This window comes from Pseudomonas sp. IT-P4, assembly GCF_949767755.1.
In the GTDB taxonomy this organism is placed as follows: domain Bacteria; phylum Pseudomonadota; class Gammaproteobacteria; order Pseudomonadales; family Pseudomonadaceae; genus Aquipseudomonas; species Aquipseudomonas monachiensis.
Window position 1 is genome coordinate 1 of the sequence record NZ_CATKPX010000009.1, and the last position, 227, is coordinate 227.

At 59.9% G+C, this 227-nt stretch carries 1 protein-coding gene; it reads right to left on the minus strand.

Annotated elements, in window-relative coordinates; genetic code table 11:
- Window positions 1-227: immunoglobulin-like domain-containing protein (locus ACM6IT_RS00050; protein ID WP_414917227.1), on the minus strand; the 227-nt coding region annotated here is incomplete at both ends.

Here is a 227-nt window from a genome sequence, read left to right on the forward strand (position 1 = left end):
TTGCCCGCTTCAATGGTGACGGTGTCGCCGTTGCTCAGGGTGACCTTGAGGTCGTGATCGAGTTTCTGGTCGACCTTGACGGTGAAGGTCGGGGCGAGGTTTTCCTGTACATCGCCGTTGCTGGCGATGCTCACCGTGACCTTGTCGCCCTGGCCTGATGGCTCATCGGTGACGCTGGTGTCGACTGCGGTCTGACTCAGGGTCAGTTTTTCGAAGTTGTCCGCGCC